Annotated in this window: 25 protein-coding genes; 17 read left to right on the plus strand and 8 right to left on the minus strand. The window is 64.4% G+C overall.

Annotated elements, in window-relative coordinates; all coding sequences use genetic code 11:
- Nucleotides 1-2 precede the first annotated feature (2 nt).
- The 11 genes from phnH (at nt 3) to C1H69_RS13930 (ending at nt 9,394) form a co-directional block, all read left to right on the plus strand.
- Entirely contained in the window at nt 3-617 is a 615-nt protein-coding gene (gene phnH / locus C1H69_RS13880; protein ID WP_102653979.1) for a phosphonate C-P lyase system protein PhnH, read from the plus strand.
- Entirely contained in the window at nt 608-1,714 is a 1,107-nt protein-coding gene (locus C1H69_RS13885) for a carbon-phosphorus lyase complex subunit (protein WP_102653980.1), read from the plus strand. The genes phnH and C1H69_RS13885 overlap by 10 nt, the downstream gene beginning before the upstream one ends.
- Nucleotides 1,711-2,544, plus strand: coding sequence for an alpha-D-ribose 1-methylphosphonate 5-phosphate C-P-lyase PhnJ (locus tag C1H69_RS13890; RefSeq protein ID WP_102653981.1), 834 nt, complete (start codon nt 1,711-1,713; stop codon nt 2,542-2,544). The genes C1H69_RS13885 and C1H69_RS13890 overlap by 4 nt, the downstream gene beginning before the upstream one ends.
- A complete protein-coding gene (phnK, locus tag C1H69_RS13895) occupies nt 2,541-3,329 on the plus strand; it encodes a phosphonate C-P lyase system protein PhnK (RefSeq protein WP_102653982.1) in 789 nt (262 codons plus the stop codon). Before C1H69_RS13890 ends, phnK begins: the two co-directional genes overlap by 4 nt.
- Before the next feature lie 11 nt (nt 3,330-3,340).
- Nucleotides 3,341-4,093, plus strand: coding sequence for a phosphonate C-P lyase system protein PhnL (gene phnL / locus C1H69_RS13900; RefSeq protein WP_102653983.1), 753 nt, complete (start codon nt 3,341-3,343; stop codon nt 4,091-4,093).
- Nucleotides 4,090-5,241 (plus strand): alpha-D-ribose 1-methylphosphonate 5-triphosphate diphosphatase, encoded by a 1,152-nt coding sequence (locus C1H69_RS13905; protein ID WP_102653984.1) that lies wholly within the window; start codon nt 4,090-4,092, stop codon nt 5,239-5,241. Before phnL ends, C1H69_RS13905 begins: the two co-directional genes overlap by 4 nt.
- Entirely contained in the window at nt 5,241-5,783 is a 543-nt protein-coding gene (phnN, locus tag C1H69_RS13910; RefSeq protein WP_102653985.1) for a ribose 1,5-bisphosphokinase, read from the plus strand. Before C1H69_RS13905 ends, phnN begins: the two co-directional genes overlap by 1 nt.
- Nucleotides 5,780-6,565, plus strand: a complete 786-nt coding sequence (phnP, locus tag C1H69_RS13915) for a phosphonate metabolism protein PhnP (protein WP_102653986.1) — start codon at nt 5,780-5,782, stop codon at nt 6,563-6,565. Before phnN ends, phnP begins: the two co-directional genes overlap by 4 nt.
- Nucleotides 6,566-6,679: 114 nt before the next feature.
- The gene (hemP, locus tag C1H69_RS13920; protein WP_102653987.1) at nt 6,680-6,868 is read left to right on the plus strand and encodes a hemin uptake protein HemP; all 189 of its coding nucleotides are present in this window, start codon (nt 6,680-6,682) and stop codon (nt 6,866-6,868) included.
- Between the two features lie 128 nt (nt 6,869-6,996).
- A complete protein-coding gene (locus tag C1H69_RS13925) occupies nt 6,997-8,055 on the plus strand; it encodes a hemin-degrading factor (protein ID WP_102653988.1) in 1,059 nt (352 codons plus the stop codon).
- Nucleotides 8,056-8,149: 94 nt separating this feature from the next.
- Nucleotides 8,150-9,394: an MFS transporter gene (locus tag C1H69_RS13930; protein ID WP_102653989.1), complete on the plus strand. Its 1,245-nt coding sequence runs from the start codon at nt 8,150-8,152 to the stop codon at nt 9,392-9,394.
- 11 nt (nt 9,395-9,405) lie between these two features.
- On the opposite strand, the gene phnE (C1H69_RS13935) is transcribed toward C1H69_RS13930, so the two are convergent.
- From phnE (C1H69_RS13935) to C1H69_RS13965, 7 genes are all read right to left on the minus strand, one after another.
- On the minus strand, nt 9,406-10,221 hold the full coding sequence (phnE, locus tag C1H69_RS13935) for a phosphonate ABC transporter, permease protein PhnE (protein WP_102653990.1): 816 nt from the start codon (nt 10,219-10,221) through the stop codon (nt 9,406-9,408).
- 55 nt (nt 10,222-10,276) lie between these two features.
- On the minus strand, nt 10,277-11,086 hold the full coding sequence (gene phnE, locus C1H69_RS13940; RefSeq protein WP_102653991.1) for a phosphonate ABC transporter, permease protein PhnE: 810 nt from the start codon (nt 11,084-11,086) through the stop codon (nt 10,277-10,279).
- Entirely contained in the window at nt 11,083-11,937 is an 855-nt protein-coding gene (phnC, locus tag C1H69_RS13945; RefSeq protein ID WP_102653992.1) for a phosphonate ABC transporter ATP-binding protein, read from the minus strand. The genes phnE (C1H69_RS13940) and phnC overlap by 4 nt, the downstream gene beginning before the upstream one ends.
- A 15-nt stretch (nt 11,938-11,952) precedes the next feature.
- Complete coding sequence (phnD, locus tag C1H69_RS13950; protein WP_102653993.1) at nt 11,953-12,915, minus strand: phosphate/phosphite/phosphonate ABC transporter substrate-binding protein; 963 nt, start codon at nt 12,913-12,915, stop codon at nt 11,953-11,955.
- 151 nt (nt 12,916-13,066) lie between these two features.
- A complete protein-coding gene (gene phnD, locus C1H69_RS13955) occupies nt 13,067-14,047 on the minus strand; it encodes a phosphate/phosphite/phosphonate ABC transporter substrate-binding protein (RefSeq protein WP_422666902.1) in 981 nt (326 codons plus the stop codon).
- Nucleotides 14,048-14,157: 110 nt separating this feature from the next.
- Nucleotides 14,158-14,700: a phosphatase PAP2 family protein gene (locus C1H69_RS13960; protein WP_102653994.1), complete on the minus strand. Its 543-nt coding sequence runs from the start codon at nt 14,698-14,700 to the stop codon at nt 14,158-14,160.
- A complete protein-coding gene (locus C1H69_RS13965; protein ID WP_102654146.1) occupies nt 14,672-15,835 on the minus strand; it encodes a glycosyltransferase family 4 protein in 1,164 nt (387 codons plus the stop codon). Before C1H69_RS13965 ends, C1H69_RS13960 begins: the two co-directional genes overlap by 29 nt.
- A gap of 317 nt (nt 15,836-16,152) precedes the next feature.
- On the opposite strand from C1H69_RS13965, the gene C1H69_RS13970 reads away from it, so the two are divergent.
- The gene (locus C1H69_RS13970) at nt 16,153-17,196 is read left to right on the plus strand and encodes a porin (protein ID WP_102653995.1); all 1,044 of its coding nucleotides are present in this window, start codon (nt 16,153-16,155) and stop codon (nt 17,194-17,196) included.
- A 297-nt stretch (nt 17,197-17,493) separates the two neighbouring features.
- Here C1H69_RS13970 and C1H69_RS23605 read toward each other — a convergent pair whose 3' ends face one another.
- The gene (locus tag C1H69_RS23605) at nt 17,494-17,784 is read right to left on the minus strand and encodes a hypothetical protein (protein ID WP_165789483.1); all 291 of its coding nucleotides are present in this window, start codon (nt 17,782-17,784) and stop codon (nt 17,494-17,496) included.
- 63 nt (nt 17,785-17,847) lie between these two features.
- On the opposite strand from C1H69_RS23605, the gene aceK reads away from it, so the two are divergent.
- From aceK to C1H69_RS13995, 5 genes are all read left to right on the plus strand, one after another.
- Nucleotides 17,848-19,593 (plus strand): bifunctional isocitrate dehydrogenase kinase/phosphatase, encoded by a 1,746-nt coding sequence (gene aceK / locus C1H69_RS13975; protein WP_102653996.1) that lies wholly within the window; start codon nt 17,848-17,850, stop codon nt 19,591-19,593.
- Nucleotides 19,594-19,659: 66 nt separating this feature from the next.
- Nucleotides 19,660-20,394 carry an SIR2 family NAD-dependent protein deacylase gene (locus C1H69_RS13980; RefSeq protein ID WP_102653997.1) on the plus strand — a complete coding sequence of 245 codons (735 nt, stop codon included), beginning with the start codon at nt 19,660-19,662 and terminating at the stop codon, nt 20,392-20,394.
- Nucleotides 20,395-20,473: 79 nt separating this feature from the next.
- Nucleotides 20,474-21,223 (plus strand): tRNA-uridine aminocarboxypropyltransferase, encoded by a 750-nt coding sequence (locus tag C1H69_RS13985; RefSeq protein WP_102654147.1) that lies wholly within the window; start codon nt 20,474-20,476, stop codon nt 21,221-21,223.
- A gap of 85 nt (nt 21,224-21,308) precedes the next feature.
- Nucleotides 21,309-23,039 (plus strand): ShlB/FhaC/HecB family hemolysin secretion/activation protein, encoded by a 1,731-nt coding sequence (locus C1H69_RS13990; RefSeq protein ID WP_205738487.1) that lies wholly within the window; start codon nt 21,309-21,311, stop codon nt 23,037-23,039.
- Nucleotides 23,040-23,107: 68 nt separating this feature from the next.
- Nucleotides 23,108-25,361: two-partner secretion domain-containing protein (locus C1H69_RS13995; RefSeq protein ID WP_133154975.1), on the plus strand; the 2,254-nt coding region annotated here is incomplete at its 3' end.

A 25,361-nucleotide genomic window follows, 5' to 3' on the forward strand; every position in this document is an offset into this window, starting at 1 on the left:
CCATGCCCTGGCAAGCCTTTGCCGATCCCGTTCACGACAGCCAGCGGCTGTTTCGCCAATTACTCACCGCGATGGCCGAACCGGGCACCCTGCACGAGGTGCTGGCTCCCTCCCCGCCCGGTGATTCACCGCTGGGCCCCGCTGCCTGGGGTGTGCTGCTGACGCTGTGTGACCTGGACTCCCGTCTTTGGATCGACCCTTCGATGGACAGTGACGAACTGCGCGAGGCCCTGGCCTTTCATGGCGGCTGTCGGTTCACGGCGCGGCCTGCCGAGGCTGATTTCGCCCTGGTGGTACCGGAGCGGTTCGAAGAGACGTCATTGGCTTTTGCCGAGGGTAGCGACAGCTACCCGGATCGCAGCACCACGCTCATCGTGCTGCTCGATGTCCTGGTGCCGGATGGCGCCTGGCAGCTCAGTGGCCCTGGCATCCGTGAGTCGCGTCGGCTCGGCGTGGGGCCGGGCGCAGCCCTGATGAAACGACTGCAGGCGAACCGGACTCGCTTCCCCCTGGGGCTGGATACGGTACTCACCTGTGCCGGCACGCTGACGGCGATCCCCCGCAGCACCCGTATTTTCCACATCCCCTGCAGCGAGGAGTCAGCCGCATGTATGTAGCCGTAAAGGGCGGTGAGAAGGCGATTGCCAATGCCCACCGGTGGCAGGCGGATCGGCGCCGTGGTGACCGTCGCCGGCCCGAACTCGAGGTATCCCAGCTTACCCGACAGCTGCCTTTGGCGGTGGACAGGGTGATGGCCGAAGCTTCGCTCTATGATCCTGAGCTGGCTGGCCTGGCGCTCAAGCAGGCCAGCGGTGATCTGATCGAGGCGGTCTTCCTGCTGCGTGCCTACCGAACCACCTTGCCCCGATTGGCGGTCACGGTGCCGTTGCAGACGGATGCCATGCAGATCGAGAGGCGTATCAGTGCCACCTACAAGGATATCCCCGGTGGCCAGATACTGGGACCGACCTACGACTATACCCACCGCCTGCTCGACTTCCTGCTGCTCGCCGAGGGCGAGACCCCTGGCCCCGAGCGTAGCGACCGTCCCCTGGACCCCTGCCCGCAGGTCCTCGAACTGCTCGACGCCGAGGGGCTGGTCGAGCGCGAGCGCGACGACGGCAGCGAGCCCGTCGACATTACCCAAGAGCCCCCCGGCTTTCCCGCCGATCGAGCCACCCGGTTGCAGATGCTGGCCCGGGGCGATGAAGGCTACCTGCTCGCCCTGGGGTATTCGACCCAGCGTGGCTATGGCCGTAACCACCCCTTCGCCGGTGAGATACGCCAGGGTCCGGTGGAGATCGAGATCGAAGTCGAGGGGTATGACGCGCCAGTCTGCATCGGTGAGATCGTCATCAGCGAGTGCCAGATGGTTAACCAGTTCTCCGGCTCCCGGGAAGAGGCGCCCTGCTTCACCCGCGGTTATGGGCTGGCTTTCGGACGTAACGAACGCAAGACCATGGCCATGGCGCTGGTCGATCGGGCGCTGCGTGCCGGGGAACTGGGCGAACCGATAGAAGGGCCGGCCCAGCAGATGGAGTTTGTGCTGGCTCACGCCGACAGCGTGGAAGCCTCGGGCTTCGTCTCCCATCTCAAGCTTCCCCACTACGTGGACTTCCAGGCGGAGCTCGAGTTGCTGCGGCGCCTTCGTCGCGAGCATGCCGAACGTCAAGCCGCGACAACATCTACCGACTCCGGGGAGGCGAGGGCATGAACGGTTACAACTTTGCCTATCTCGACGAACAGACCAAGCGGATGCTGCGCCGTGGGCTGCTGAAAGCCGTGGCGATTCCAGGCTATCAAGTTCCGTTCGGAGGCCGCGAGATGCCCATGCCCTATGGCTGGGGCACAGGTGGCATCCAGGTCACGGCGAGCATCCTGGGCCAGGACGACACGCTCAAGGTGATCGACCAGGGGGCTGACGACACCACCAACGCCGTGAGCATACGGGCCTTCTTCGAGCGCGTGGCCGGGGTGGCCACCACCACCGCCACGCATGCGGCCAGCCTGATCCAGACACGCCACCGTATTCCCGAGGCGCCTCTGCGCCGCGGTCAGATTCTGGTCTTCCAGGTGCCGATTCCCGAGCCGCTGCGCTTCATCGAGCCCAGCGAACAGGAGACCCGGCTGATGCACGCCATGGAGGAGTACGGCGTCATGCACGTCAAGCTCTACGAGGACATCGCCCGCCATGGCCATATCGCCACTACCTACGCCTATCCGGTCAAGGTGGACGGTCATTACGTGATGGACCCCTCGCCGATTCCCAAATTCGACAACCCCAAGTTGCACATGTCCGAAGCCCTGATGCTGTTCGGGGCGGGACGCGAGAAACGCCTTTACGCCATCCCCCCTCATACCCGGGTGGAGAGCCTCGACTTCGAGGACCACCCTTTCGACGTGCAGCGCTGGGACGCCCCCTGTGCCCTGTGTGGCGCATGGGACAGCTTCCTCGACGAAGTGATCACCGACGACGCCGGCGGGCGGCTTTTCGTCTGCTCGGACACCGACTATTGCCAGAGCCGTTGCGAGGAGGTGGCATGAATCGTCCCCCACTGGATCCGCCTGTGCTGCTGGAAGCACGCCGCATCAGTCGTCTCTATGGCCCCGGAAAGGGGTGCGAGGACATCGGTTTTCGTCTTCATGCCGGCGAGGTGCTGGGCATCGTGGGTGAATCGGGCTCCGGCAAGTCGACTCTGCTGAGGGTGCTCTCCGGGCTCGAGGCGCCAGACCGTGGACGAGTGCTCTATCACGGCCATGAAGGGGAACTGGACCTTTATGCCATCGGTGAAGCGCGTCGACGTGCCCTGCTGCGCCTGGAGTGGGGGCTGGTGCATCAGAATCCCCGCGACGGCCTGCGCCTCGGCGTTTCAGCCGGAGCCAACATCGGTGAGCGGCTGATGGCGCTGGGCGATCGTCATTATGGTCAGCTGCGCGCCGCTGGCCAGGACTGGATGGGCCGGGTCGAGCTGGACCCGCGACGCATCGACGATGTTCCCAAGACGTTCTCGGGGGGGATGCAACAGCGGCTGCAGATTGCCCGAACCCTGGTGACACGCCCCAACCTGGTGTTCATGGATGAGCCCACCGGGGGGCTGGATGTCTCGGTGCAGGCACGACTGCTCGACATGCTGCGAACCCTGGTGCGCGAACTGGGCCTTTCCGTCGTGCTGGTGACCCATGACCTTGCCGTGGCCCGTCTGCTGGCACACCGGTTGATGGTGATGCGCCGTGGCCGGGTCATCGAAGCCGGCCTGACTGACCAGATCCTTGACGATCCTCAGCATGCCTATACCCAGTTGCTGGTGTCGTCGGTGCTGACACCGTGAGGAGCCGAAACATGACGCTATTGACACAGCCCTTCCTGAGCGCCGTGGCCCTGGGCAAGACCTTCGTGCTCCACGGGCAGGGTGGACTGCGGATCGAGGTGATGCGTGACCTTTCGCTGTCGCTTCGGCCTGGCGAGTGCCTGGTGCTGACCGGTCGCAGCGGCATCGGCAAGAGTACGCTGCTGAAGATGCTCCATGGCAACTATCGCATCACCGACGGCGGCTTGCAGCTGCACTTCGATGACGGCCCCCTGGACCTGGCCGGCTTGCCCTCCCATGCCTGGCATGTGCTGCGCCGTGACGTGATCGGCTACGTCAGCCAGTTCCTGCGCGTGGTGCCCCGGGTTTCGGCGGAGGAAGTGGTGATGGAGCCCCTGTTGGCACGGGGAGCCGATGCCGTCGAGGCCCGTGGCCGGGCACAGGCCCTGTTGGCGCGACTCAACCTGCCTGAGCGGCTCTGGTCGCTTCCACCAGGCACCTTTTCCGGCGGTGAGCAGCAGCGGGTCAACATTGCCCGGGGCTTCATCGGCGAGCATCCATTGCTCCTGCTCGATGAACCCACGGCTTCGCTGGATGCCGCCAACCGTGAGGTGGTGGTGCAACTGATCCTCGAGGCCAAGGCTCACGGTACCGCGTTGTTGGGCATCTTTCATGACGAGGGCGTCCGTGACCGGGTCGCCGATCGCCTGCTGTCTCTCGACCGGCACATGAAGGCATCCATGACTGCCGCCACCGATCCGAACCCTGGGGAGTCGTTCCGATGAATGCTTGTGCTGAACAGGTCCTGACCCATGCTCGTCTGGTGCTCGATGACGAGGTGATCGACGGTAGCCTGGTAATCCGGGATGGCCGCATCGCCGAACTGGATACTCGGCCCAGCCAGGTGCATGGGGCGGTGGACTGCGGTGGCGATTACCTGCTGCCAGGCCTCATCGAGTTGCATACCGACAACATGGAAAAGTATTTCCAGCCTCGGCCCAAGGTCGCGTGGCCGGCCCGTCAGGCGGCGCTGGCCCATGATGCCCAGATGGCAGCCAGTGGCATCACCACGGTATTCGACTCGCTCTCCATCGGTACGATCGACATGAACAGCATGCGTGAAGGGGCGCTTCATGGCATGCACGATGCGATGCTGGACATTCAGGCGCATGGGATGGCGCGTGTCGACCACCGCCTCCACTTGCGCTGTGAAGTCTGCCATCCGGCTACGTTGGAAACCTTCCAGCGTCTCGTCGATTCGCCCCTGTTGGGCCTGGTGTCGTTGATGGATCATGCCCCAGGGCAGCGCCAGTTCATTAGCCTGGATGCCTACCGTACCTATTACCAGGGAAAGTACGGATTCTCTGATGAGGAAATAACAACCTTCATCGACAGGCAACTGGCCAATAGCGTCCGCTACAGCAGCGACCATCGCCGCGGCATCGCGGCAGAGTGTCAGCGGCGGGGCCTGGCACTGGCCAGCCACGACGATGCCACCATCGAGCACGTTGCCGAGAGCCGCGAATACGGCATTCGCGTGGCGGAGTTTCCTACCACCCACGAAGCCGCCGAGGCTTCTCACCGCGCTGGCATGGCGGTATTGATGGGCGCCCCCAATGTGGTGCGGGGCGGTTCCCACTCCGGCAATATCGCAGCGGCCGACCTGGTGAGGCTCGGAGTGCTGGATGTGCTGTCATCCGACTACTATCCGGCGTCGATGCTTGATGCCATCTTCCACATTGCGGGGATGGAAGAGGGCTATGGCCTTCCGCGCGCCGTCGCCACTGCCACGCGTAACCCTGCCGAAGCGGTGGGCCTGGCCGATCGTGGGCGGCTGGCCGAGGGGCTGCGTGCGGACTTGCTGCGGGTTCGCCTGGTCGATGGGCACCCCCTGGTCCAGCGTGTCTGGTGTGCCGGCCGGCAGGTGCACTGATGAGTCGCCTGGTCTATTTGATGGGTGCCAGTGGGGTGGGCAAGGACACCCTGCTCGATGCCGCGCGGGTTCGACACCCCGAGTGGCTCGTGGCCCACCGCTATGTCACCCGGGCAAGTGGCGCCACGGAGAACAGCGTGGCGCTTTCCCCGGAGGAGTTCGAGGCCAGGCGCCGTTCTGGCCTTTTCTGTCTGAGCTGGACTGCCCACGAGCTCGACTATGGGCTCGGGATCGAATTGGAGGCCTGGCTCGCGCGGGGGGCGACAGTGCTGGTCAATGGGAGCCGCAACGCACTTCCTCTGGCCAGGCAGCGCCTGGGAGATGCACTGTTGCCCGTGGTGATCACTGCGCCGGAGACGGTGCTGAGGGGGCGGCTCAGGCAGCGCGGAAGGGAAAGTGACGCACAGATCGAGGCGCGTCTGGCGCGTCACCGCGAACTCGCATCGGCGCTCCCCGATGCAGCGCGCATCGACAACGGCGGAACGCTGGCCGCGAGCCTGGACGCCCTCGACAAGCTGCTGATCCTGGAGTGCCATCCATGAGGTTCCGATTCGTGGGTACCGGCGACAGTGCCCAGGTGCCATGCTTCGGCTGCGACTGTCCGGCCTGTGCACGAGCCCGTGTGGTTACCAGCTATCGGCGCGGCCCCTGCTGCGCCGAAGTCTATGCCGATGGGCATCGCTACCTGCTGGATGCCGGGCGCATGGATCTGGCCGATAGCTGTGAGCGGGATCGCCCGACGGCCATCCTGCTCACCCATTATCATGCCGACCATGTCCAGGGACTCCTCCACCTTCGCTGGGGGAAAGGAGATACCATTCCGGTTCACGGTCCCAAGGATGCTCAGGGTTGCGCGGATCTCCATCGCAATCCCGGGGTGCTGGAGTTTCGCCCCGGGCTCAAGCCTTTCCGACCGTTACACCTCGAAGGGTTGACGGTGACGCCCGTACCGCTTGCTCACAGCAAGCCCACCCTGGGGTACTGTCTCGATGACGGTGGCGCCCGACTGGCCTATTTGACGGACACCCTGGGTCTGCCGGCCGAGACCGAGCGCTTCCTTCGAGACTGGTCGCCTGACGTGGTCATCCTGGATGCCACGCACCCCGCTTCGCACTCGGAACCGAGAAACCACAATACCCTGCCAATGGCGTTGCAGATCATCGAGCGGCTGAAGGTGCCCATGGCTTATCTCACCCATATCAGTCACGTCCTCGACGCAGAGAACCTGCATGCCGAGCCAGACCTGCCGGCCAATGTGCGTCTCGCCCGGGACGGAGAGGTCTTCGTTCCTGCCGCTGCCGTTGCTTGCTCGTCCCTGCCGTGAGGCGGCACTTGGCCTGGTAAGGCGTCGTGCACTGTCTCGAATGACTTGAGCCGGGAAGGGTACTCTGATAGATTTGCTGATAATCGTTATCATTAGCATGAGGCATTGAATCGCATGAAGCCGCCTGACGATTCATCCCGTGACGCGGCTAACGGCCTTGAGACATGTCCCGGCAATGGACAGGACCGCGAGGTCGACAGCCGCTCCCTTCTCGGCCCTGATGACAAGTTGATCATTCATCACGAGGGACGTCGCTATGTGCTGCGCCGTACCCGTCTGGGCAAGCTGATTCTGACCACCTGATACACCATTCGACATCCCGCCAGCCAGGCAGCGGCCACGCCGCCCCCAGTCAGCCGATCACGTCCTCTGTCGATATGGCGCAGCCTGTTTGCAGCCCTCAACCTTCAGTGGTAACTCAGGAGGATCGCATGACAACGCCATCTTCACGTCAACGTGCCATTCTGGAAGCCTTCGATGCGGCGCGCGAGGCGCGGCCGCGTCTGCCCGCCATCAACATCGCCGAGTGCCTGTCGATCAGCGAAGGGGAGTTGCAGGCGGCACGACTCGGGCGTGATGTCTGGAACCTGCCCCTCCCGCCTCGCGATCTGGCATCCCGCATGCATCAACTGGGGCGCGTCAAGGCACTGACCCGATCGCGACTGGCGGTGCTGGAGCAGGAGGGGAGCTACCCACGCTTGAGCGGCGGTGCCCATGCTGGCCTGATGCTGGCTCCTGGCGGCCTGGACCTGCGTCTGCTGTTCAGTCAGTGGCGCTGGGCCTGCCTGATTCGCGACGTATCGGCTCCCGGGGAAGGCGCCGCGAAAGTGCGCTGGAGCCTGCAGATCTTCGATCGCCATGGCCGTGCCCTGCACAAGTGCTTCGCTCTCGACGATGAGCTGGCGCCCACCTGGCAGACTCTCGTCAAGGTGGGGAATGGCGTGTCGCCCGCCTTTACGCAGATGGCGACCTGCGAAGCGCGACCGCTGCCCCGAGTGCCCGAACTGGCCGCCGAGTGGGAGGCGATGACCGATGTGCATCAGTTCTTCGGCCTGATGCGGCGACATGGGCTCGAACGCCGCGAGGCGAATGCACTGATGGAAGGCCGTTTTACCCAGGCACTGGCACCCAGCGCCGTGGAAGACGTGCTGACGCGCGCGGCGGAGCAGCGCCTGCCGATGATGCTGTTCGTGGCGAGTCCAGGCTGCGTGCAGATTCGCACCGGCCAACTGGTGACTCCACAACGTCGTCGTGGCTGGCTCAACCTGTTTGGCCACGACTTCACCCTGCACCTCGACGACTCGGCCATCGCAAGTGTCTGGCGTGTCTTCAAGCCCAATCGCGATGGCGGCGTCACCAGCCTGGAAGCCTTCGACGCCGAGGGGGAACTGGTGCTGCAACTCTATGCCGAGCGTCAGGAGGGACGACCCGAACGGTCCACGTGGCGTCGCCTGCTGGAGGGCTGCCAGCCACAGGCGGCGGTGGCATGACAGGGCCTCGCCGAGACAAGCGGCGAGACAAGAATTGGCGGGAACTGACTGATTGTGTGTAGGCTAACGGTTTTCTCCGCCTGGAACCGTTCCTATGCCTCCTCCCCAGCCCTCCGAACTCGAAACGTCGCCGCTGCGGGGTCAGGGGGAGGAGGGCCTTGCGGTACTGGTGGCCGCCACCTGGGTTCAGGCGCTGTGCAGCGCGGGAATGCTGCTGGTGCCGACCCTGGCGCCGCAGATTGCCGCTGCCTTCGGCTTGCCGACCGGGCTCGTGGGGCTGCAGGTGAGCCTACTGTACGGTATCGCCATGCTCGCCTCGTTGCAGGCGGCGGTGCTGGCTCGCCGGGTCGGTGCCTGCCGGGCCAGCCAGCTTGCCCTGTCGCTGGTCGTGGTGGGCTGTATGGTGGCGTTGGCCGGCACGCCTATGGCGCTGTTCGTTACCACCATGCTGCTGGGGGTCGCCTATGGAATGACCAACCCTGCCGCCGCCCAGCTGTTGGCCCGCTTCACGCCGCCCGAGCGGCGTAATCTCGTCTATTCGATCAAGCAGACCGGCGTACCGCTGGGTGGGATCCTCGCCGGCCTGGCGGCACCGCCCCTGGCGTCGCTATGGAACTGGCAGGCAGTGTTTCTGATACTGGGTGGGGCGACACTACTGACGGCTCTGCTGCTTCAGATACGCCGGCAGCGTTGGGACAGTGACCGTGATGCCGCCGTGCGCATGCAGGGTGTCGGAAGCCTGACGGTTCTCCACCGGCACCGGCCACTGTTCTGGATGGGGCTGGCCGGCTTCTGCCTGGCAGCAGCTCAGCTGTCGCTGCTCAGCTTTGCGGTAGCCTTCATGGTCGAGGAGCTGTTCATTACGCTGGTAGCCGCCGGGGTCATCATCTCCTTCATGCATGCGGCGGGCGTGCTGGGCCGCATCGGTTGGGGAATGCTGGCCGATCGCCTGGGGCGCAGCCTGCCGGTGCTCTTCGGCCTGTCCGTTGCCATGGCCGGCCTGTTCGTCCTCATCTCCGCGCTGGGTGGCGTCCTGCCGCAATGGCTGGCTGTCCTGTTGCTGGTGATGGCGGGCGCCACCGCCATCGGCTGGAATGGGGTCTACCTGGCCGAGGTGGCCCGCCGCAGCCACCCCGCCGAGGTGGGAGAGGCCACCGCGGCGGTGCTGGTGCTGACCTACATGGGGGTATTGGTGGGGCCGGCGCTGTTCAGCCTGATCGTCGGGCTGAGCGACAGCTACGCCCTCGGTTTCCTGCTGCCTGCCGTGGCGGCCATGCTGGCCATCGTCTGCCTGGCCAATTGTCGACGGGCAGGCGACGCGGGGGCGTCGCGCACCTGACCGAGCGGACCTCAGATGATCGCATGGCGCACCCGGGCGGAGATCCACTCGGAAACCAGCACCGTGACGAAGATCATCAGAAAGATCACGCTGACCTGGTTCCACGCCAGGCTGTTGATCGCGGCATTGAGCTGCAGGCCGATCCCTCCGGCACCCACCAGCCCCAGCACCGTGGACTCGCGGATATTGATGTCCCAGCGATAGACGCTGATACCGGCGAAGGCGGGCATCACCTGGGGCAGCACCCCGTAGCTCATCACCTGCAGGCGCCCGGCGCCGGTGGCGCTGATCGCTTCCACCGGGGTGGGGTGGATCTCCTCGATGGCTTCATAGAGCAGCTTGCCGATGAAGCCGATGGAACGCAGCGCGATGGCGATGATGCCGGCCAGCACGCCGGGGCCGAGGATGGTCACCAGCAGCATGGCCCAGATCAACGAGTTGATCGAACGCGACGAGACGATGATCACCAGTGCCACGCTGCGCACCAGCGGATGCGGCGTGGTGTTGCGCGCCGCCAGGAAGGCCACCGGAAAGGCCATGGCAATGCCCAGCAGCGTTCCCAGGGTGGCGATGTTCAGGGTGTCCCACATCGGCTTCCACAGGCGGTGGGCATAGCCCCACTGGGGCGGCAGCATGCGGCCGATGAGATTGCTGCCCTGGCGGCCGGCATCCTCGACGAACACCCACATGGTGTTGTCGGAGATCAGCTTCCAGCACAGCAGGAACAGCGAGATGCCGGCCAGCCAGGCCAGGTAGCCGAGCCACTGGGCGCGGGTGGTGCGCAGGCGCCAGGCCGGCTGGCCCTGCGGCGTCGTCGAAACGGGCATCAGTGACTCCTTCGGGGGTCGAGCAACACAGCGATTCGTTCGCGCAGCCATTGCATCACTGGGTCCAGCGGCGAACATGGCTCGAGCTGTACTCACACAACAGCACGATGGCGATGATGATCAGCAGAATGGCTGCCGACGTGTCGTATTCGTAGCGGCTGATCGAGGTGTTGAGCGTCGCGCCGATACCACCGGCGCCGACGATGCCGATCACGGCGGATTCGCGAAAGTTGATGTCCAGCCGATACATCGAAAGACCGATCAGACGCGGCATCACCTGGGGCTGGACGGCGTGATTCATGGTCTGCCACCAGCTCGCCCCGGTGGCGCGCACCGCCTCGACCTGGCGCCAGTCGAGATCCTCGATGTCCTCGGCCAGCAGCTTGGCCATGAAGCCGATGGTGGCGAAGGCCAGGGTGATCATGCCGGCGAGCGGGCCGAAGCCGAACATCACCACGAACAGGATGGCGATGATGATCTCCTGGAAGGTGCGAGACACGGTGATGATGCCGCGGCACACCAGGTAGACCGGCCAGGGCGCGATGTTGCGTGCCGCGCCCAGCCCCACCGGAATCGCCAGCGCCACCCCGATCACCGTAGAGGTGAGCGTCATGGTCAGGCTCTCCAGCAGGCCATTGACGATGTCGGTGCGGCGGCTGATGAAGTCCGGCTGGGCAAAGGCGGCCAGGAAGTTGAGCCCGCGGCTGGCGCCCTCGGCGACGCGCGCCCAGTTGACGTCCACGGTGGAGAGCGCCAGCACCAGGTAGATGACAGCACCGACGGCCAATCCCCAGCGCAGCGTCGGGTCGGCGATGAACGGCAGGCGTCGCCATTTTCCCTTGCTGGCGAGCTGTTCCCGACTCATCGAATGCCTCCCGCAGTCAGGCCCGGGGCCAACTGGCCCGTCCTGGCCAGTGGCGCCAATGGCTGGGCAGAAGGGGGCGCGTAGCGCTCATCCTCCGTGGCCTGGGTATCCCAGTCCTCCTCGCCGTAGATGGTGGTGAGTATCTCACTGGTCAGTTCGCCCGGCTTGCCATCGAAGACGATTTCGCCGGCGCGTAAACCGACGATACGATCGGCGAACTGACGGGCCAGCGCCACATCATGGATATTGATGATCGCCGCCAGCTCGCGCTCGGCGCACAGCTCGCGGATCAGCCGCATGATCTGACGCGAGGTCTTGGGGTCGAGGCTCGCGGTGGGTTCATCGACCAGCAGCAGCTTGGGGCTCTGCAACAGGGCACGGGCGATGCCGACCCGCTGGCGCTGGCCGCCGGAGAGCGCGTCGGCACGCTTGTCCAGCGCATGGGCCAGGCCGACCCGCTCGAGCAGGCGGAACGCCTCGGTCACGGTCTCCTGGGGGTAGCGGCGCAGGAAGCTGCGCCAGAAGCCCACGTAGCCGAGTCGTCCCGACAGCACGTTTTCCATCACCGTCAGGCGATCCACCAGGGCATACTCCTGGAAGATCATCGCCATGGTGCGGCGTGCTTCCCGCAGTTTGCCGCTGGAAAGCCGCGTGATCTCGGTATCATTGAGCCGGATGCTGCCCGTGGTGGGTTCGACCAGGCGGTTGACGCAGCGGATCAGGGTACTCTTGCCGGCCCCGGAAGGGCCGATCAGCGCCATCACCTGGCCGCGAGGCAGGGCCAGGTCGATGTCGGTCAAGGCCAGGTCCCCGGTGGGGTAGCGCTTGCAGACCGCCGATAGGGTCAACATGGGAAGTCTCCGTCATCAATCGCAGTCGTAGGTCACATCGTTGGCTTCATCGATGGTACGGATCACCGACCACTGCTCCTGGTAGGTGATGGGCAGGAAGCGGGTCATCCCGGCGGTGGCGAACTCCTCCTCCAGCGCGCTGCCGGCCCAGTCGAACGTCTCGAATGACTCGCGCACCCTGTCGGCCAGATCGGGATGCAGGTCATAGACGTGGCCATAGCCGGTGGTGGGGAAGGTCTCCGAGGTGTAGATGATCTCGTAGTCGCCCTCGTCGACCACGCCGCGCGCGATCATCCGCGTTGCCACCTCGTTGGCGATGGCCGCGGCGTCGTAGTCGCGATTGACCACACCGAGGATCGAGTTGTCGTGGGAACCGGAAAAGGCCGTGGCGAAATCCTCGTCGGGCAGCAGGCCGAATTCACTGCCCAGCAGCGCCGAAGGCGCACGGAAGCCGGAGTTGGAGGTCGGCGAGGTAAAGGCCAGGGTACGCCCGGCCAGGTCCTCGACACCCCCGATGCCACTCCCCGGATAGGTGATGATCTCCATCTCGTAGCCGAACGTCCCATCGTCATCGGCCATGATGGTGAATGGCACGAAACCGGCACAGTTGACGGCCAGCGGCACCCCGCCGGTATTGAAGCCAGCCACGTGCAAACGCCCGGCACGCATCGCCTCGAGTTGGGCGGCGTTGGACTGCACCGGGAAGAATTGCACGCGCTTGCCGGTCACCTCTTCCATATGCTCGAGGAAACCCGCCCACACCTCGGCATAAACCGCCGGATCTTCCACCGGGGTATAGGCAAACACCAGAGTATCGGGATCGACCCACTGCGACTCATCGCCCGGGGCATCGGCCACCAGGTCACCGTCCTCATCGGTCAAGTGCGATGCCAGGTCGGCGTTGACCAGCATCGAGAGGGACAGGGCGGCCACTGCGGTGGAAGCCAGCAGACAGGAGCGTTTGCGAGAGAAAGACATGAAGGCGCCTCGAAGGTGTTTGGATACATGAGGCAACACCCTAGGCAATGATCGTGACAGTGAGGCGACGCCCCCATGACGGTTCGACGACGAAAGCATGATACCGAACCGCCATGGCACCCGATTGGCCTCTTCAGGCAAGTGCCGAAGCTCAATCGCAGTCGTAGGTCACGTCATTGGCTTCGTTGATGGTGCGGATCACCTCCCAGTGCTCCTGGTAGGAGATCGGGATGAACTGCGCTTCGTCGGCGCTGGCGAACTCTTGCGCGAGCGCCGTGCCTTCCCACTCGAAGGAGAAGAACGCCTCGCGAATCTTCTCCGCCAGGTCGGGATGCAGGTTGTACAGGTGGCCATAGCCGGTGGTGGGGAAGGTCTCCGAGGTATAAAGGATTTCGTAGTCGCCCTCGTCGACCACGCCGCGCGCGATCATACGCCCGGCCACCGAATTGGCGATGGCCGCGGCATCGTAGTCGCGATTGATCACACCGAGAATGGAATTGTCGTGGGAACCGGAAAAGGCGGCCTCGAAATCCTCCTCGGCGACCAGGCCGAACTCGCTGCGCAACAGCGCCGACGGGGCGTTGAACCCGGAGTTGGAGGTCGGCGAGGTGAACGCCATGCTGCGCCCCGCCAGGTCCTCGACGTTCTCGATGCCACTCCCCGGATAGGTGATGATCTCCATCTCGTAGCCGTAGCTGCCATCCTCGGCCGCCATCATGGCGAATGGCACGAATCCGGCGCAATTGACCGCCAAGGGGTTGCCGCCGGTATTGACGCCGGCGACATGCAGTCGCCCGGCGCGCATCGCCTCCAACTGAGCGGCATTGGACTGTACCGGAAAGAACTGCACGCGCTTGCCGGTCACTTCCTCCATGTGTTCGAGGAAACCCGCCCACACCTCCACATAGACCGCCGGATCTTCCACCGGGGTATAGGCAAAGACCAGGGTATCGGGATCGACCCACTGCGACTCATCGCTTGGGGCGTCGGCCACCAGGTCACCGTCGCTGTCGGTGAAGCGCGGCGCTAGGTCGGCACTGGCCTGCAGGGCGGTGAATGCAAGGGCGCCGGCAAGGGTAGTGCCGAGAAGGGCGCGAGGGATGGTGGCAAGGGGCATGTTCTGGAATGGCATGGGTCTCACCTGCTGAACGGGAAGGAATGACAGGCATTATCTTGGTGCCCGCTTGTGACGATGCCGGGGCAGGAGGGTGTCGGTGAGATGAAGTTGGGATGACGCTTCCCTTAACCGACGAGATAAAGGCTTGCCAGTGCAAATGCCCAGCCAATGGCGGCACCGGCAAGCACATCGCTGATGTAATGCAGGCCCAGCCCTACCCGTGACAGGGCGATCAGCAGCGACAGGGGCACCAGGAGCGGCAGCAGCCAGGGGGCATGGGCGGCTGTCAGCACGCAGAACATCACAGCGTGCATGGTGTGGCCGCTGGGGAAGCTGTAGCGGTCGCGGGCGGGTTCGACACAGAGAATGCATTTGTGAAAGGTGATGAAGGGACGTTCGCGGCACAGACGGGTCTTGATCAACCGGTAGACGGCGATGGCGATCAGGGCCGTGATGCCGTACTGGAGCATATGCCGGGTGCCCGAGCCGGGCTGAAGCAGTGGCTGGATGGCTATCAGTGCCACCCATGCCGGCCAATCGCCCAGTTTGCTCGCCATCCGCAGCGTGGCCAGCCAGGGGCGGTAGAGGCTGAGATTGGCGAAGCGCTGGCAGAGCTGCCACTCCAGCAGGTCGAGCCGATCAAATACCGCAGGGGTGCGTGGTCGCATCGGCGGCCTCCCGGGACTGTTCGAGGACTGACAGGAACCTGTCGGCGATGGCCGGCCACCGGCAGCATAGTGCGCGCCGCCGCGCAGCGCGCCCCAGCCGTGCATAGTGGGCGGGCTGCTGGCACAGCGTGACGGCAGCCTCGCGAAACGCCTCGGCATCGCCGGCGGGCACGGTCACGCCGTTGACGCCGCTATCGATGAGCTCGGCGGCGGCGGCGTGGCGATAGGCCACCACGGCCAGGCCGCTGGCCATGGCTTCCGGTACCACGTTGCCCCAGGTCTCGGAAAGAGAGGGAAACAGGAACAGGTCGGCGCTGGCGTAGTGCTGGGCCAATGCTTCCGGCGAGATGAAACCGGTAAAGTGCGCGTCCGGCAGTGCCTTTTCGAGCGAGCGGCGCGCCGGGCCGTCGCCGACGATTACCTGGGCCATGTCGGGGTGCGCGCTGCGCATGGCGTGCAGGGTCTCGCGCAGCAGCGTGAGGTTCTTCTCTGCCGCCAGGCGGCCGACGTGCAATACCACCGGACGGTGCTCATCGGCGCCCCAGCTGCGACGCAGCTTGGCACAGCGCAGTGTCGGGTCGAGCCGCTGGTGGTCGATCCCGCGTCCCATGACCTCGAGACGCTGAAAGCCCTGACGGGAGAGCTCGCCCGCTTGTTGACGGGTGGGGATCAGGGTGGCCTGACAGCCGTTGTGGAAATGGCGCAGCGTACGCATCAGCGCCGGGGCCAGCCAGGGCACGCCATAGTCGCCGCAATAGTGGTCGAAATTGGTATGCCAGCCGGCCACGACCGGGATGGCCAGGCGTATGGCGGCGCGTCTCGCCGACCACCCCAGGGGGCCTTGGGTGGCCAGGTAGACGACATCGGGACGCTGCTTCTGCCACAGGCGCTCGATGCGTCGTGTGGCGGGCAGCCCGATGCGCACGGCACGGTAGCCGGGCATTGCCATGCCCCTCACTCGTAGCTCGGCCTGCATGCCTGGCGTATGTCGCGGGGCATCGGCATCCGCCGGGTGCGGGCGAATGAGCTGCAGCAATGCACCCCGCGCCAGCAGTTCGCGGCTCAGCTGTGCAAGGGTGTGGGCGACGCCATTGATCTCGGGCGACCAGGTCTCGCTGACAAGACAGATTCGCATGGCATCCTCGCTGCCGGAGAGCATGACGGCGAGAATGACAGTTGCATGTGACGACCCGGCGTCGATGACATGATGAAACCATGACAACTGGCTCCACTGCGGGGTGCAGGCTCGGTCACCATCCGGGTGATAGAGTTTTTCTACTACTGGAAATTTAATTAATTAAGAAAAACGTCATTTTTCTTACATGATCTCTTGCTAATTTTCACTTTATAATTAAAAGAAACATTTCGAATCTGTTGGCTTCTTCGGTGCTTTACCAGCAACGATAGCCCGCCTTTTCCCACTATCCCAAGAGATCATTCAGGAACCTTCTCATGTTCAAGAAATCACTCATCGCCACCAGTCTGGTCGGTGTCATGGCTGCCTCTGCCCAGGCGGCGACCGTCTACGATCAGGACGGTACCAAGGTAGATGTTTATGGCCGACTCAACTACATGGTTACCTCCGGTGGCCCGCAGGATCTGTCTCCCGACTCCCGCAAAGTCAGTGGTAGCCAGTTCCGGAACAACGGCTCGCGCTTCGGTTTCCGTGCAAACCATGCACTGAACAGCGACTTGAGCGCCTTTGCCAACATGGAGTTTCGCTTCAGGGCCGATGCGGTCAACTCCGATCCCATGACCATTCGCAACAGCTTCCTGGGGCTCCGGAGCCAGCAACTGGGAACGGGCACCGTTGGAAATTTCGACAGTGTCTATTTCCAGACAGTCAGCAGCCTGTTCGATGTCTATGAGAACGCTGGCTTTCTCAGCCTGGATACCGGGTCGATCGGCTCACGGGGCGATAGCCTGGCCTACTCCTCGCCGGTATTCAGCGGCCTGCAGGCCCATGCGCAGGTCAAGCACCTGAGCGGTAACAATACGGCTATCGGTGCTCGGGACAACAGCTCTGCGACCTCGGTGGCGGCGGCAATCTCCTACACCTGGAACGACCTCTACCTGGCCGCGGGCTACAACCAGTCGAAGGATGTCTCAGAGCGTGGCGCGAGTTATGATGGAGGTGCAAACAACGCAGCCGGTGAAGACATCTGGGGCGTGTCCGCTCAGTACAAGTTCCTGCCCAACTTCTCGGCGCGTATCAAGTACGAGGAACTGGGCTCGGTGAATGCGCAGGCCGCTGACACTGCCGTGAAGGAAATCTTCGGCCTGGGTGCTACCTTCAACTACGGTCAGGGTAACCTCTATGCCGACGTCTATGACGTCAGCTATGTGGGCGATAGCAGCAGCAACCCCTGGGCGGTCGGCATCGACTATCGCTTCAGTCCGGTACGCGTCTATGCCGAGATGTTCGATCAGGATGTCAACGGCGAGAACATCGACGATAACCCATTATATACGGTGGGAATCCGATACGACTTCTAGGGAAACACTGAACAAATGCCTACGCGAGCGAATCGCTGCGTTGCGTGGTGCTCGGAATCCTCACATATACCCCATATGCTCCGGTTCCTGTGCTCCATGCGCCTTGCGTTTCATCCCGCTCGTCGATTTGTTCAGCGCTTCCCTAAGCCTGGCCATGCTTGTTCCAACCGGCTTTCGTCACTGAGAGGGTGTTTACAAAAGTAGCGAGCGAAGGTCAGACAAGGCGAAATCAGTCGAAAAAGCGGAGTTTACGTGCTGTAAATGAGCATTTTGAGGCTGATTTCAACGCAGTATGGCCTAGCGCAGTAGTTCGTAAACACCCTCTGAGGGGATGACGAAAATCGACTGGATAGTCGCTTTCACGTTTGCATTGTTGTGTTTTTTTAGCGTGCTGTTTCGATTTTGCCGGACGGGAAACCTCCGGCTCTTTTCTGTGTTTTTTTCCTGTGATGCCTGCCAGTTAGCGGTCAACGCATGGCTGGCGAGCATGCCGTGGCGGCCCATCAGGCCGAACGGCAGGTTCTGCCGCACCGAGAGGTGACGGCCTGGCTCCGCGCTCGGTCGCGAAACTACAGCATGCCCCACCATGGTCGGCTCGCATCCCGGGCGAGAATTGGCGAAGCTGTCGGCCTACGCCTCCCGGAGTTTGCCATGAAGCACTCGCCCGCCTATCGTCTTGCCGCCACCATACTGCACGGTTTCGACGAGTACCGTTCACGCTTCAAGGAGATCACCGCGGACGCCAGCCGCCGCTTCCGCGATGCCGCATGGCGGGAAGCGCAGCAGGCTTCCGCGGAACGTATCAACCTCTACGACCAGAAGGTCGAGGAAACCCTCGACAGGCTCAAGCGTTCCTTTGGTGACGAGGACCTGACCCACTGCGAGTGCTGGCGCGAGGCCAGGAACCACTATGCCGAGTTGATCAGCCAGCGCCTCGACTACGAGTTGGCCGAGACCTATTTCAATTCGATGTTCTGTTCGATCTTCCATCACCGCCATATCCGTAACGACTGGATGTTCGTCTACAGCTCCCGGGACGCGGCGGCTCACCACTCGGGCATCGAGCGATGTCGCCGTCTGGCGGTGGAAGGGAAGTGGGAGCAGGCCATTCATTGGGCGCTGGCGGACGCTCCCTTCGAGACGCCCTTCGATGATCTGCAGCGCGATACGCGACTGGCCGCTGAATTCCTGCGTGACCACCTGCCGGCCGCCATCCTCGATGCGCCGGATACCGAGGTCGAACTGCTCAAGAGCGTCTTCTACCGAAACAAGGGGGCTTACCTGGTTGGGCGGGTTCGGGGTGGCGGTGAGCAGGTCCCGCTGGTGTTGCCGGTGCTCCACGACGAGGGGCAAGGCCTGCACCTGGACACGGTGCTCATCGAGTCCGACGAGGTCTCGATCATCTTCTCCTTCACCCGCGCCTACTTCCAGGTGGAAGTGCAGGTCCCGGGCGAGTTCGTGGATTACCTGCAGGAGCTCATGCCCGACAAGCCGGAAGGTGAACTGTATGCCACCATCGGCTTCTTCAAGCACGGCAAGACGGAATTTTTCCGCGCCTTGAACCGCCAGGTGGCCAAGCGCGAGGACAAGTTCATCATCGCCCCCGGGGTGCGTGGCATGGTGATGGCGGTATTCGTGCTGCCGTCGTTTCGTACGGTGTTCAAGATCATCAAGGATCGCTTCGACCCCACCAAGCAGATGAGCCGGGAGAACGTGCGCGAGAAGTACAGCCTGGTCAAGCGCCATGACCGGGTCGGGCGCATGGCCGATACCCAGGAGTTCTCCAACTTCATCGCCCGCAAGGATCACTTCGCTCCGGAGTGCCTGGAGGAACTGCTGGAGGTGGCTCCCTCCAACGTCCAGCTCAGGGGTGACAAGGTCATCATCAAGCACTGCTACACGGAGCGGATGATGACGCCGCTCAATATCTACCTGGAGCAGTGCGACGCGGACGAGACCCGCGCCGTGCTCAAGGACTACGGCAACGCCATCAAGCAGATGGCGGCAGCCAACATCTTTCCCGGTGACATGCTGCTGAAGAACTTCGGGGTCACCCGCCATGGCCGCGTGATCTTCTACGACTACGACGAGGTCTGTTATCTCACCGAGTGCAATTTCCGCCATATTCCGGAACCGATGTATCCCGAACAGGAACTCTCCGATGAACCCTGGTACTCGGTGGGGCCGAATGATATTTTCCCCGAGGAATTCGGCCCTTTCCTGTTCGCCGACATACGTCTGCGCAAGCTCTTCTATGAGTTGCACCCGGAGCTGCTCGATGCGGATTACTGGAAGGGGCTTCAGCAGGCCATCCTCGATGGGCGCGTCATCGATGTCTATCCCTATCGCAACAAGCAGCGGTTCGCCGGCACCGAGGGGAATGGCCTGGTCTATTGAGGCGAGCCGTCGTGAGGCCTGGCGAGGCGATACCCCCGGCTGGCAGCGGCAATGACGAGGCAACGAATGGCTGAGGACAGGCGCCCCCATCTGGTGGTCTTCACCGGCTCCGGCATCAGCGCCGAGAGCGGCATCCAGACCTTTCGGGCCGGCGACGGCCTGTGGGCCGACCACCCCCTCGAGGAGGTGGCCACCCCCGAAGCCTGGCGCCGCGACCCCCGGCGCGTACTGGCGTTCTACAACATGCGCCGGACCCAGGTGCGCCGGGCCCGACCCAACGCGGCCCACAAGGCCCTGGCGGCCCTGGAAAAGAGTGGCTTTCGGGTCAGTATCATTACCCAGAATATCGATGACCTCCACGAGCGGGCCGGTTCGCGAAACGTGCTGCACCTGCATGGGGAAATCCTCAAGGCCCGCTCCACGGTGGATGCGCGCATGCAGTATCGACTGCCGCGTGGCGGTATCGAGCTGGGAGACATCTGTGACAAAGGCAGTCAGCTGCGCCCGGATGTCGTCTGGTTCGGCGAGAGCGTGCCGCACTTCAGCGAGGCCTGTAAAACCGTTGCCGAAGCCGACCTGCTGCTGGTGGTCGGCACGTCCCTGGCGGTGATGCCGGCCGCATCGCTGCTGGACCATGCCCCGCTGGAGGCCCCCTGTGTGCTGGTGGATCCCGAGGCCGAGGTTCTCTCACCACCCGGTGTGGCGCGGCTCAGTCAGACAGCGGGAAAGGGAGTGCCTCGACTGGTGCGTTACTGGAAGCGGGAAGGGCGGCTGTGGATACCGGAGACCCTGATGGCCTAATGCCACTCGGCTTGCAGCCTCTCCCGAAGCGAGAGGCATGGTAGAATGCCGCCCCTTTCAGCACCCGCGACAAACCAACATGCCGGACGACACCCCCAGCGATTTCATCGACCGCGACCCCGCAACGGGCCATCCCCGGCCGCCACGGCGCGAGTTCAAGGCGCGAGGGAGTTCCGTCGAACGATGCCCGGGCTGCAACCTGCCCCGCCTGAACTGCCTCTGCCCCTACCGGGTCACGGTCGAGAGCACGGCGCGTATCTGGCTGCTGACTCACCCTCTGGAGCACCACAAGCCCACCAACACCGGGCGGCTGATCCGCGACGTGCTGCCCGACACCGAAGTATTCACCTGGTACCGGACCACGCCGGACGAGCGCCTGCTGACGCTGCTCGAAGATCCTCGTTACGCTCCCTTCGTCATCTTTCCCGACGACCAGCCGGACTACGCCGAACGCGTGGTGGGAATCGATGCGGTGACCGAGGCCAGGGCGGCGGGAAAGGTGCCGGCCTTCATCCTGCTCGACGGTACCTGGCGCCAGGCGCGGCGTATCTTCCGCAAGAGCGCCTACCTGGATAGCCTGCTGGTGCTGCCGCTGGCCACCGAGCGGCTGACGCGCTACCGGCTGCGCAAGCCGGCGTCAGCGGCGCACCTTTGCACGGCCGAGGTGGCGGTTGAGCTGCTGCGTCAGAACGGCGACGTCCTGGCCGGCCAGGTGCTGGACGATTACTTCGACGCCTTCAATGACAGCTACGCCGCCAGCCGCCGTTTCGAGAAGCTGGAGGCGCCGACGCCGGCGATGCAGCGGCTGTTGCTGCTAAAGAAAAGTTGAATGTGGCCGATGCTGATGATGGCGGGCAGGCTCGACGTTCATGCCCGTATGCCGAGGAGGCGTGGGTTCGCAAGGGGATCGAGCGTTGTCTGCCACGAACACGAAGCACTCATCCGCCCGTGGCATCGGGTGGTTATCCTTTCCGTTGCTGCTGCTGGGGGGCGTAATCGGGAGTGTCGGCGCCCAGGCCCAGACGCCGCCCGCCGATGACGAGTTGCTGCGCCAGCGCGAGCGTGACCGGGCCCTGCAGGAGCGCCAGGAGACGGTGCCGGATGTGCGCCTGTCGGTGCCGCTGGAAACGGTGGGGCGTTTCCCTGACCAGGAATCGCCATGTTTCGTGATCGATACGCTGGCATGGCAGGGCGAGGACCTTCAGCGTTTCCCATGGCTCGATGCTGCGGTGGCCGGTGACGGCGCGGACGATACGCCCATCGGACGCTGCCTGGGTACCCAGGGCGTCAACCTGGTGGTACAGCGCGCCCAGAATGCGCTGATCGAGCGCGGCTTCGTCACCAGCCGCGTGCTCGTGGAGCCCCAGGATCTCAGCGATGGCACTCTCACCCTCACGCTCCTGCCCGGGCGTATCGCCAGTCTGCGCGTCGCCGATCCCGACCGCCCCCATGCGTCCCTGCGCAACGCCGTGCCGGCCAGGCCGGGCGACATCCTCAACCTGCGCGACATCGAGCAGGCGCTGGAGAACTTCCAGAGCCTGCCTTCCGTGGACGTCGACATCCAGATCGCCCCCGCCGACGAACCCGGCAGCAGCGACCTGGTGATCGACTACGCACAGGGATTCCCGCTACGCCCCGGATGGTCGCTGGACAATGGCGGCAGCGATGCCACGGGCCGGTATCTCAATGGCGTCACCGTGGCCTATGACAACCCGCTGGGCATCAACGACCTGTTCTATGCCTACCTGGGCAAGGACCTGGGAGGCGGTGACAGCGGTAGGCGTGGCAACAAGAGCCGTACCCTGCACTACGCCGTGCCCTGGGGGTATTGGCGCCTGGCCGCCACCGCCAGCGACCACGACTACCACCAGACCGTGGTGGGGGCCTTCGAAGACTACGTCTACAGCGGCACCAGCCGCACGCTCCGGGCCGGCCTGTCACGTGTGATCCATCGCGATGCCTCGCGCAAGACCTCCTTCGACCTCGCCGGCTTCCAGCGCCAGTCGCGCAACTATATCGATGACCTCGAGATCGAGGTACAGCGGCGTAACGTGGGCGGCTGGGAAGCCGGCGTGGCACATCGCGAGTTCCTCGGCCGGGCGGTGCTGGACCTGGGGCTGGGCTATCAGCGAGGCACCGGCGCCTTCGGTGCGCGACCGGCTCCGGAAGAACCCTTCGGTGACGGCACCTCGCGTTTTCAGATCGTCACCTCGAATGCCGACCTCGACCTACCGTTCCAGCTCGGCGAACAGAGGCTGCATTATCGCGGCCACTGGCGCATGCAGCGCAACCTGACGCCGCTGTCGCCGCTGGAGCGTTTTTCCATCGGTAGCCGTTATACGGTGAGAGGCTTCCACGACACCAGCCTCTCCGCCGAGCGCGGCTGGCTGGTGCGCAACGAACTCGAAGCGCCACTGGGCAACAGCGCCCAGCGGCTCTATGCCGCGCTCGACCACGGCCATGTCGGGGGGCCAAGTACGGAATGGTTGTTGGGAACGCAACTGACCGGGGCCGCCGTGGGGCTGCGAGGGGCATTGCTGCGCCACCTGCACTACGACGTCTTCGTGGCCACGCCGGTCAAGAAACCGGACGGGTTTCGCAGCGACGGGCATGATGTGGGGCTCAGCGTGAATCTGGTGTTCTAGCGGTGCACTAAAGCTATCGTCGTGTTGGCCGATATCGGAAATATTCTCATTCAGCAAGGAGCTGAGCGATGAACAGGTATCGTTACCGCCTGGTGTTCAACCAGGCCAAGGGACAACTGGTCGTCGCCGCCGAGCTCGGCATGACGCGGGGCAAGGGCGGTAGCGTGGCGGCGGGGCCAGCAGGCGGCGAGCCGCCATCCACGTTCTTTCTCGGCCGTCTCACGCCCCTGTGCTGGGCCATCCTGGTCGCGTCGAGTCTGGCATGTGCGCTGCCCGCCCAGGCGCAGATCCTTCCCGATCGCAACGCGCCGGGGGCGCAGCGGCCGCACGTGCTGGAGAGCGCCAACGGTACCCCCCAGGTCAATATCCAGACGCCCAGCGCCCAGGGCGTGTCGCGTAACGCCTATCGCCAGTTCGATGTGGATGGCAAAGGCGCAATCCTCAACAACGCGCGCCAGGCCACCCAGACCCAGCTCGGCGGCTGGGTGCAGGGCAACCCCAACCTCGCCACCGGCGAGGCGCGGGTGATCGTCAATGAAGTCAACTCGCGCGATCCCAGCCAGTTGCGCGGCCATGTGGAAGTCGCTGGGCGGCGTGCCGAGGTGGTCATCGCCAACCCCGCCGGCATCCACGTCGATGGCGCGGGCTTTATCAACGCCAGCGGCACCACGCTGACCACCGGGCGCCCCGAATTCAGCGGCGGTGACCTGGCTGGCTACCGGGTCGAGGAGGGCACCATCCGCATCGCGGGCGATGGCCTGGATACCCGCGACAGCGACTACACCGCCATCCTGGCGCGGGCCGTCGAGGTCCAGGCCGGGGTCTGGGCCAACGACCTGGAGGTCGCCGCCGGGGCCAACGCCATCAGCGCCGACCGCGCCGAGATCACCCCCATCGCGGGCCGGGGCGAGGCCCCTGAAGTTGCCATCGACGTCGCCCACCTGGGCGGCATGTATGCCGGCAAGATCCATCTGCTGGCCACCGAGCGCGGGGTCGGCGTCCACCACGCCGGCGACCTTGCCGCCTCGCAACAACTGACCCTGAGCGCCGATGGCCGGCTGGAGAGCCGTGGCGCCCTGGTAAGCGAAGGTGAACTCCACCTGCGCGCCTCGCGCCTGGAAGCCGGCGGCGCCACCCTGGCGGCGGGCGGCCTCTATGCCGAGGCGGACAGCATCTCGCTGCGGGGCGGTCAGCTCCAGGCCGAGGAGATCGCCATCACCGCCCGCGAAGGCGGGCTCGACGCCACGGGCGGCGAACTCACCGCGCAAACGCGCCTCGCCCTGCACGCCGCCACCGGCCTCGCCACCGATGGCGCCCGCGTACAGAGTCAACACCTGGACCTTCAAGCCGATACGCTCTCCAACCGGGGCGGCGACATCGTGCAGCACGGCACCCAAGCCCTGCGTTTGGAGATCGCCCAACTCGACAACAGCCAAGGCCGCATTCTCGCCGAGCAAGATGTCGAGATCACGGCGGACAACCTGGACAACACCGCCGGTTTGATCGGCTCAATAGCGGGCGAGCTCACTATCATCGCCGATGACATCGACAACACCCAGGGCCGCCTGGAGGCGCAGCGTGATTTGACACTCGACGTTGCCGGTACCCTGGCCAACGCTCAGGGCGAAATCGCTCAGTTGGGCGAAGGCGATGTGCAACTGAGCGCCCGCCAACTGCAAGGCGACGAAGGCTTGATCGTCAGCCAGGGCGAGCTGGCGATACAGGGCGAGGCAATCGACCTTGCGGGCGGGCTGACCCAAGCCGAGCGTATCAGCGTGCAAGCAGGCTCGCTCAGCCACCATGGTGGCGAAATGCGCCACCTGGGCGAAGATGGTCCGCTGACGCTCGATATCGACGGCGAACTGGACAACCGCGAAGGCGTGATTCTCAGCGCCGCCGATATCGAACTTAGCGCCGGCAAACTGAACAACGCGGACGGTCTGCTGCACGCCGAGGGTGAACTCTCCATTGAGGCGGATAGTGTCGACAACCAGCGCGGCGAGCTTGCCACCGCCGGTGCCCTGCGCCTTGATGCTGAAGACCGGTTGGACAACAGCCAAGGCCGCATTCTCGCCGAGCAAGATGTCGAGATCGCGGCGGGCGGTCTCGACAACACCGTCGGGCTGATCGGCTCCATAGCGGGCGAGCTCACCCTTGACGCCGACACCCTCGATAACACCCAGGGCCGCCTGGAGGCGGAACGTGACTTGACGCTCGACGTTGCCGGTACCCTGCGCAACGCCGGCGGCGAGATCGTCCAACTGGGCGAGGGCGATATGCAACTGAGCGCCCGCCAACTGCAAGGCGACGAAGGCTTGATCG

The organism is Billgrantia endophytica (genome assembly GCF_002879615.1).
Lineage (GTDB): Bacteria > Pseudomonadota > Gammaproteobacteria > Pseudomonadales > Halomonadaceae > Halomonas > Halomonas endophytica.

What these genes read in the sequence shown, in the direction of transcription:
- phnH (WP_102653979.1), top strand. Translation starts at nt 3, where the DNA reads ATGCCCTGGCAAGCCTTTGCCGATCCCGTTCACGACAGCCAGCGGCTG.
- phnL (WP_102653983.1), top strand. Translation starts at nt 3,341, where the DNA reads ATGACGCTATTGACACAGCCCTTCCTGAGCGCCGTGGCCCTGGGCAAG.
- phnD (WP_422666902.1), bottom strand. Translation starts at nt 14,047, where the DNA reads ATGCCATTCCAGAACATGCCCCTTGCCACCATCCCTCGCGCCCTTCTC.
- phnE (WP_102653991.1), bottom strand. Translation starts at nt 11,086, where the DNA reads ATGAGTCGGGAACAGCTCGCCAGCAAGGGAAAATGGCGACGCCTGCCG.
- C1H69_RS13890 (WP_102653981.1), top strand. Translation starts at nt 1,711, where the DNA reads ATGAACGGTTACAACTTTGCCTATCTCGACGAACAGACCAAGCGGATG.
- C1H69_RS13905 (WP_102653984.1), top strand. Translation starts at nt 4,090, where the DNA reads ATGAATGCTTGTGCTGAACAGGTCCTGACCCATGCTCGTCTGGTGCTC.
- hemP (WP_102653987.1), top strand. Translation starts at nt 6,680, where the DNA reads ATGAAGCCGCCTGACGATTCATCCCGTGACGCGGCTAACGGCCTTGAG.
- C1H69_RS13970 (WP_102653995.1), top strand. Translation starts at nt 16,153, where the DNA reads ATGTTCAAGAAATCACTCATCGCCACCAGTCTGGTCGGTGTCATGGCT.
- C1H69_RS13965 (WP_102654146.1), bottom strand. Translation starts at nt 15,835, where the DNA reads ATGCGAATCTGTCTTGTCAGCGAGACCTGGTCGCCCGAGATCAATGGC.
- phnD (WP_102653993.1), bottom strand. Translation starts at nt 12,915, where the DNA reads ATGTCTTTCTCTCGCAAACGCTCCTGTCTGCTGGCTTCCACCGCAGTG.
- C1H69_RS13985 (WP_102654147.1), top strand. Translation starts at nt 20,474, where the DNA reads ATGCCGGACGACACCCCCAGCGATTTCATCGACCGCGACCCCGCAACG.
- aceK (WP_102653996.1), top strand. Translation starts at nt 17,848, where the DNA reads ATGAAGCACTCGCCCGCCTATCGTCTTGCCGCCACCATACTGCACGGT.
- C1H69_RS23605 (WP_165789483.1), bottom strand. Translation starts at nt 17,784, where the DNA reads ATGGTGGGGCATGCTGTAGTTTCGCGACCGAGCGCGGAGCCAGGCCGT.
- phnK (WP_102653982.1), top strand. Translation starts at nt 2,541, where the DNA reads ATGAATCGTCCCCCACTGGATCCGCCTGTGCTGCTGGAAGCACGCCGC.
- C1H69_RS13925 (WP_102653988.1), top strand. Translation starts at nt 6,997, where the DNA reads ATGACAACGCCATCTTCACGTCAACGTGCCATTCTGGAAGCCTTCGAT.
- phnP (WP_102653986.1), top strand. Translation starts at nt 5,780, where the DNA reads ATGAGGTTCCGATTCGTGGGTACCGGCGACAGTGCCCAGGTGCCATGC.
- C1H69_RS13960 (WP_102653994.1), bottom strand. Translation starts at nt 14,700, where the DNA reads ATGCGACCACGCACCCCTGCGGTATTTGATCGGCTCGACCTGCTGGAG.
- phnE (WP_102653990.1), bottom strand. Translation starts at nt 10,221, where the DNA reads ATGCCCGTTTCGACGACGCCGCAGGGCCAGCCGGCCTGGCGCCTGCGC.
- phnN (WP_102653985.1), top strand. Translation starts at nt 5,241, where the DNA reads ATGAGTCGCCTGGTCTATTTGATGGGTGCCAGTGGGGTGGGCAAGGAC.
- C1H69_RS13930 (WP_102653989.1), top strand. Translation starts at nt 8,150, where the DNA reads ATGCCTCCTCCCCAGCCCTCCGAACTCGAAACGTCGCCGCTGCGGGGT.
- C1H69_RS13885 (WP_102653980.1), top strand. Translation starts at nt 608, where the DNA reads ATGTATGTAGCCGTAAAGGGCGGTGAGAAGGCGATTGCCAATGCCCAC.
- C1H69_RS13980 (WP_102653997.1), top strand. Translation starts at nt 19,660, where the DNA reads ATGGCTGAGGACAGGCGCCCCCATCTGGTGGTCTTCACCGGCTCCGGC.
- phnC (WP_102653992.1), bottom strand. Translation starts at nt 11,937, where the DNA reads ATGTTGACCCTATCGGCGGTCTGCAAGCGCTACCCCACCGGGGACCTG.